5 protein-coding genes and 1 tRNA gene are annotated in these 6,636 nt (G+C 53.1%); 4 read left to right on the plus strand and 2 right to left on the minus strand.

Annotation, left to right across the window (positions count from 1 at the left end; genetic code table 11):
- Positions 1-18: 18 nt before the first annotated feature.
- Positions 19-666, plus strand: a complete 648-nt coding sequence (locus BLV85_RS08920; RefSeq protein ID WP_090414396.1) for an SPOR domain-containing protein — start codon at positions 19-21, stop codon at positions 664-666.
- A gap of 247 nt (positions 667-913) precedes the next feature.
- Entirely contained in the window at positions 914-1,561 is a 648-nt protein-coding gene (locus BLV85_RS08925) for a thiol:disulfide interchange protein DsbA/DsbL (RefSeq protein ID WP_090414399.1), read from the plus strand.
- 125 nt (positions 1,562-1,686) lie between these two features.
- On the opposite strand, the gene BLV85_RS08930 is transcribed toward BLV85_RS08925, so the two are convergent.
- On the minus strand, positions 1,687-3,831 hold the full coding sequence (locus tag BLV85_RS08930) for a RelA/SpoT family protein (RefSeq protein WP_090414401.1): 2,145 nt from the start codon (positions 3,829-3,831) through the stop codon (positions 1,687-1,689).
- Positions 3,832-4,108: 277 nt separating this feature from the next.
- Between BLV85_RS08930 and BLV85_RS08935 the strand changes: the two genes are divergently transcribed.
- A tRNA-Leu gene (locus BLV85_RS08935) sits at positions 4,109-4,195 on the plus strand.
- A gap of 179 nt (positions 4,196-4,374) precedes the next feature.
- On the opposite strand, the gene BLV85_RS08940 is transcribed toward BLV85_RS08935, so the two are convergent.
- Positions 4,375-6,129, minus strand: a complete 1,755-nt coding sequence (locus BLV85_RS08940) for a Tc toxin subunit A-related protein (RefSeq protein ID WP_090414403.1) — start codon at positions 6,127-6,129, stop codon at positions 4,375-4,377.
- 93 nt (positions 6,130-6,222) lie between these two features.
- Here BLV85_RS08940 and BLV85_RS08945 point away from each other — a divergent pair.
- A partial coding sequence (locus BLV85_RS08945) for a transposase (protein WP_281245739.1) occupies positions 6,223-6,636 on the plus strand: 414 nt, incomplete at its 3' end.

The raw sequence follows: 6,636 nt of genomic DNA on the forward strand, positions 1-6,636 counted from the left end.
CAGAGCACGGAATTATTCATGAGTCGGGATTACAAGCAAAGAAACGCCACCAGAAACCGCAAAGGCAGCGGCTCAATGATGCTTGGATTATTCATCGGCTACACTCTGGGCCTGGCCAGCGCCATAGGCGTATGGCTATACATCAGCCAAGCGCCCAGCCCTTACCTCACCGAGGAAAAAGTTGCCAAATCTGCGCCGCCGGAGAAATCCACGCCAAAATCAGCAAAGAAAGAAGCCACCTCTGATGCCAATCAGGCAAGCCTGAACAAACCACGCTTTGATTTCTATAATATATTGCCCGGCATCGATGAGCCGGCTGGCGAAGACTTGTTCGAACCACCACCCTCCCCTCGCCCGGCCCCTGTCGCCCCCGCACCTGCCACCCCTGCCCCGCCGGAAAAGAAAGCGCCCGCAGCTAGGGAACATTACTACATTCAGACCGGGTCCTTCAGAAACCCTGGCGATGCGGAAAGAATGAAAGCCGAACTTGCATTGCTGGGCGTAGTGGCCTCGGTCCAGGTCGGAAAATCAGCAGACAACATGGTATTGCACCGGGTACGCATCGGGCCTTTCAACAAGCTGGAAGAAGTCAACCAAGTTAGATCCTCTTTGCAGGCCAGCGGCATGGCAACCAGTCTCGTTCGCGCACCAGGCAATGGCCAGTAAATTCGGCAGATGCACCCTGGCCATGCCGAACCCCGAGGTTCGGCACCTAGTACTCAGTTTCGTCAATTAGCTTGCAAATGAAATCGATGGATTTACCTGTCAGGCTAGGCGCAAACCGCAGTCATAGCCGTAGCTATGGCGAGGATTCGCAACAACGCATGACAGGTGAAGGCGCGATTTCATGTAAGCGGTTTGGTGGAACGAAGTACTAGGGAACCCAGTTCAATTCGATGAAGAGGACATGTAAATGAATGCAAAAAAAATCACCCATTTTATTCTGAGCACCATTCTGGCAGGTTTGGCAGGCATTTCCATTGCCCATGCAGAAATTGTCGAGGGCAGGGACTACGCCCTGCTCCCCTCGCCACAACCCACCGAAAACGCGCAGCAGATCGAGGTCATTGAATTTTTCTGGTATGGCTGCCCACACTGCAATGATCTGCATCCCTATCTGGCGAAATGGCTGGAAAACAAGCCTGACGATGTAAGTTTCCGCTACGTGCCCGCGGTATTCCGCGCCAACTGGATGCCCGCCGCTAAAACTTTTTATGCCATCGAAAGCCTGGACATCACCACCGAGTGGCATGACAAGATCTACCATGCAATCCATCGCGAGAAAATCAATCTATTCAAAGAAAACGTGCTTTTCGATTGGGCCGAAAAACAGGGCATCGAGCGCAGCAAATTTGCCAACGCCTATAATTCATTCACCGTGCAGAACCAGGCGAACCGGTCCGCGCAATTGACCCGGCAATACAAGATCACGGGCGTACCCGCTCTGATAGTCGACGGAAAATATCTCGCCAGCGGCAAATTCGCCAGCACGCCGCAAGACACCATTGCCGTACTCGAACAACTGATCGAAAAAGTGCGTCAGGACAGAAAACAGCAATAAAAACCGTAATCTTTCATCCTGGAAAGGGAAGCGGGCTATCTAATCAGTCAACCAAGCTACCTGCCTGCAAAGCTTCCCTTATCCACTTCATCGCAATATTAGCCTGTTTTCACACCAGGCACCATTCACTGATGCCTGATGCGGCCAAGTTTCACGACCTCCTCGATATGCTTGAGACGACGCAATATTCGCGCCAGGTGACGGCGATCCCTGGTTTGCAGAACAAAGCGCATGGTCGCGTAATCCTTGTCATTTTCCAGCGCAATATCATCGATATTCGAGTCTGCCTTGGCAATCTCGGTGGTAACCCGCGCAAGCACCCCACTTTTGTTGACCACCACCATGAAGATACCGACCGGAAATGATCGATTGATATCCCGCCCCCAAACAACATCCAATTGACTGTCGGCATTCTTGTGATTCTTGGCCACTGCCAAGCAATCCTGGGTATGTATCACCAGCCCGCGGTCTTTCTTGATCAATCCGACAATCCCGTCCCCTGGAATGGGATAACAACACTTGGCAAATTTAACCGCCATACCCTCGGTGCCGAGTATGGTGATGGAACTCTTGCCCGGATGATCGGAAACCGACTCACCCGGCATAATCAAGCGTTTCGCGATAACGGCAGCCAGCTGTTTACCCAGCGCGATATCTGCCAGCAGTTCATCCTTTGATTTAACGCCGATATCTCTTACCAGCTTTTCCCACTGCGAGCTGCTGACAGTTTCTGGATCCAGCCCAAACGAACTCAGCGCCTGGTTCAGCAAGCGCTCTCCTAGCTTGACGGACTCATCGTATTGAATCGTTCTCAGAAAGTGCCGAATACTCGAACGTGCCCGGCCGGTCGCGACATAAGTCAACCAGGCCGGATTGGGCTTGGCGGCCGGAGCCGTCACAATTTCCACACGGTCCCCGCTTTTCAGCCGGGTGCGCAACGGTGCATTTTCACCATTGATTCGGGCAGCCACGCAACAATTTCCCACATCTGTATGCACGGCGTATGCAAAATCAACCGCTGTCGCGCCTCTCGGCAAAGCCAGAATCTTGCCCTGCGGCGTGAAGACATAGATCTCCCCTGGAAACAGATCAACCTTGATATGCTCGAGAAATTCCAGCGAATCAAACGAATCACTGAGTGTTTCCAACAAACCCTTCATCCATTGATTGGTTTTCAGATGCAGATCATCTACTTCGGCATCGCTGCTTTTATAGAGCCAGTGTGAGGCAACGCCAGTTTCTGCAATATGATGCATGTCACGGGTACGAATCTGTATTTCTATCGGCAATCCATAAGGGCCAAGCAACGTGCTGTGCAGCGACTGATAACCATTTGCCTTGGGAATGGCGATATAGTCCTTGAATTTCCCTGGAATGGGCCGATATAGGCCATGCAACGCTCCAAGCGCCACATAACAGGATGAAACATCCTTGACGACAACCCGGAAACCATAAATATCCAACACATTAGAGAAACTAAGCTGTTTCTCGACCATTTTTTTGTAAATGCTATACAAATGTTTCTCGCGCCCTGTGACAACCGCATCCAGTCCGACATCCCGCAAACGCTGCTTGATTGCCTCCAGTATTTTTCCAACCACTTCCCGCCGGTTCCCGCGAGCCGCTTTGGATGCTTTCACCAGAACCTTATAGCGGGTCGGATAGGAAAAACAAAAACCCAGCTCCTGCAGTTCGTGATAGATATTTTCCAGCCCCAGGCGATGCGCAATCGGCGCATAAATTTCCAGCGTCTCCTTTGCGATACGGCGCTGTTTCTCGGGGCGCATAACCCCGAGTGTGCGCATGTTATGCAAACGATCGGCCAGCTTGATCAGCATGACACGCACATCCTGCGCCATGGCCAGCAACATCTTGCGAAAATTTTCAGCCTGCATATCGGCTTTTGTTTGAAACTCGATCCGGTCGAGCTTGGAAACGCCGTCCACAAGCTCAGCCACAGAAGCGCCGAAGCGGTCACTGATCTCCTGCTTGGAAACACCGGTATCTTCCACGACATCGTGCAACAAGGCCGCAGACAACGTCACCGCATCCAGATGCAATTCACTGAGGATTCCCGCGACCGCGACCGGATGTGTAATATAGGGCTCGCCAGTTTTCCTGAATTGGCCAGCATGCGCACCCCGGCTGAAGACATAAGCATTCTTGAGTAACGCTATATCATCAGATTTGAGATACTTGGATACTTCATAAAAAAGCAGATCCGCTTCCGGCGTAGTGGCCTCGCAGTCAGCCAAAGAAGGTCTCGACATGGAATAATTCTCCAATTCTCGTGTTATATGCTGGCTGGATTAATATTCTGGATTGCCATTCACTGAGAAAATCAACAATCACCAGACTGGCAAAAAATCGGCATGATTAGAAAACACAAATATCTGAAATACCAGTAAAGATTCGCTCGCCTTTCCCAGCAATATAACATTTGTTGACCAATTTTTTCATCTGGAATGCAAACTCTGGCTAGCGAACTATCGGTATTAGTTGCCGTACGGCCCGATTTCGGTAATAATTGCGCACTCGCAGCAAAAAGCCGGGATGGCGGAATTGGTAGACGCACGGGACTCAAAATCCCGCGAAGGCAACTTCATGGGGGTTCGATTCCCCCTCCCGGCACCACTCAACATGTTCACACAACTGCATGCTCAGCAGTTTATCCTTACGAATCATCCTGTTATTCACATCACTCGGCTCAAAGAATGAGCGCATTTCGGCACACGCACTCCATATTCTTTATGCCATGAATTGCGCCGGACAACGCGTCGCCGCGATACAAACTTTACTTGGCACCGCGCAACTCAACGAGATACGGTATCGGCTATTCGCCCCCCCCATTTGATCACTAGCCACAGGTCATCGATTGAGTTGTCGGTCAGATGCAGAGTCCACTGACCGAGCACTGGAGGTAACGTATCGCCGAAGGAGCCTCCAAGAAGATTGCCAAAGGAACTCCCAAGGGCCTGCAGTGACGCTTGAATCTCCTCGGAACCATCCACTGGCAGCCTAACGGTGATTGGCCCAGACGGCTTCTCCGCCGGGGCCACATAGATCCAGACTTCTTGCAATGACTTATCTGAGACGGCGCGAGCCCAAAACGGGTAATGCTCCTCTTTGAGCGTGATGCTCAGGGTGGCTTCATTCTGTTCATCGCCCATTGGCGCCGCCTTGAACCGCGCCCACTCGGATGGAAAATCGTGGCGCATCGACAAGAAACGCACAGACCCGGCGGCTGCGGCTTTCTCGACCTGTTCCCCAACCCATGCTGCGGCAGCAGTACGCAACGCACCCCCACCCTCGCAGGCAGTGTAGCGCAGGTGCAGGATGACATCGCTGATGGTGTCGTAGTCGAACTGGCGATATTCATTCGGCAATTCCAGGCGCCACTCGCTGATCGCGCCGGCACCCTCGAAGGGCAGATAGCGCTCGTCGCGCAGGTTGGTTTCGAACAGGCCGCTGTCGTTCTGGGCCGAACTGGTGACAATGGATTGCAGGCTGCCGAAGTCGTCACGGAAGCGAGTGTCGTCTCCGTTCTCGTTTCGCTCGTAACCTCCACCAGGTGTCGCCGAGGTGCGCACGCGGCTCTTGAGCAGGGTCAGGGTGCAGTTGACGCTGGTGTAGGGACCGGTGACGCAGGGGATGCTGACGGCAACGGTCTTGATGCGCCGGAAGTAATGGCCGGGGCAGTCCATGTCGAACAGAGCCTCGGGTAGTGCAAAGGTGCAACGGCCGGTGGTGCGCAGCGCGATCAGCGCCAGCGGGTCGAGCTGCAACAGGCTGATGTGGCGGGTCAGCTCGTAATGGCGGCGGTTCTGGTCGAGATGCGCCTGTTCGAGGCGCTTGAGGTCATGGTGCAACTGTTCGCCGGCCAGCAAGCCCTGGCGCAGGCTGTCCCAGTAGCCGAACTTGATGTGGTTCGTGCTGGCCAGCCCGTGCTCGTAACGCAGCGCCTTTTCGGCGCGCTTGGCCTGATCGTAGGCCAGTTTGTAGGTCTGGAAGAAGATACCCGCGATTCGGCCCCTCATCCAGGCGTACAGCTCCTGGTTGGTGAACTTGTCGCGCAGAAACTCTTCCACGGCTGCGGCCTGCTCGATCTGCCGGTCGTGGGTGGCCAATTCCCGTTCGGCGAGCTGGATGCGGATCTCGGCGGCGGTGATCTGGGCGTCGATCTGCTCCAGTTCCTTCAATGCAAGCTGCTGCTGCAGTGCCCAGTCTTCGGCGCGGCGGGTCCATTGGCCGAGGATGCTGTCCTGATTTGAAGAAGTACTGTCTTGTGATGCATTGCCCCTAAAGCCGTGGGAAAAGAGGCTGAGTGCCGACATTAGGTTGCTGCTGCCCCAAGTTGTCTCGACCGTGGGCGAGACAACTGAGGAACCGACTGTGAAATTAGGCATATATCCAAGCAGACTGCCAATCATATCGACCATCAGAGCCTTTTCTAGCCAATCTTGCGCATCCTCCATAAGTTCGATTTGCCCGGTTTCCTCAGGCAAACTGAATCGCCCCGGGTTTTGAGGAGGCTCTAATTCTACTTTGTCAGATTCAAATAATTCCAATGAGGCATCCAGTTGATGTATAATAAGTCATTGTTTTATATATGTTAATCACGATAATGTCGTGAAAATACTAAACAGTCTCTCAAATCTGCCCTGCAGGGGCTCCCAGAAGCGCTTGGCGCGCATTTATCTTCATTTTCATCATTTTTCGTATCCTCGACGCGCGATGCAACAGCGACGTTTTATGGTTATCTGCGTGGGCTGTTTCAATCCGATCGGGCGACCATGTTGCGCATGGGCGAAGTAAACGAGGTTGATCACCAGGCTATGCAACACATGCTGACATCTGGTGCAATTGATTGGCATGGATTTGGTGCACAGATTGCGCGTGAAGCGGACGCGCTACTGGGTGGCGACAAAGCCACTTTGATCATTGATGAAAGTGGTTTTGCGAAGAAAGGTGAAGCCTCGGCAGGGATTGCGAGGCAATGGAACGGCCGTCTGGGGAAGGTAGACAATTGCCAGGTTGGCGTATTTGCCAACCTGTGCCGGGACAGCATGGCAAGT

Source organism: Nitrosomonas halophila (assembly GCF_900107165.1).
Lineage (GTDB): Bacteria > Pseudomonadota > Gammaproteobacteria > Burkholderiales > Nitrosomonadaceae > Nitrosomonas > Nitrosomonas halophila.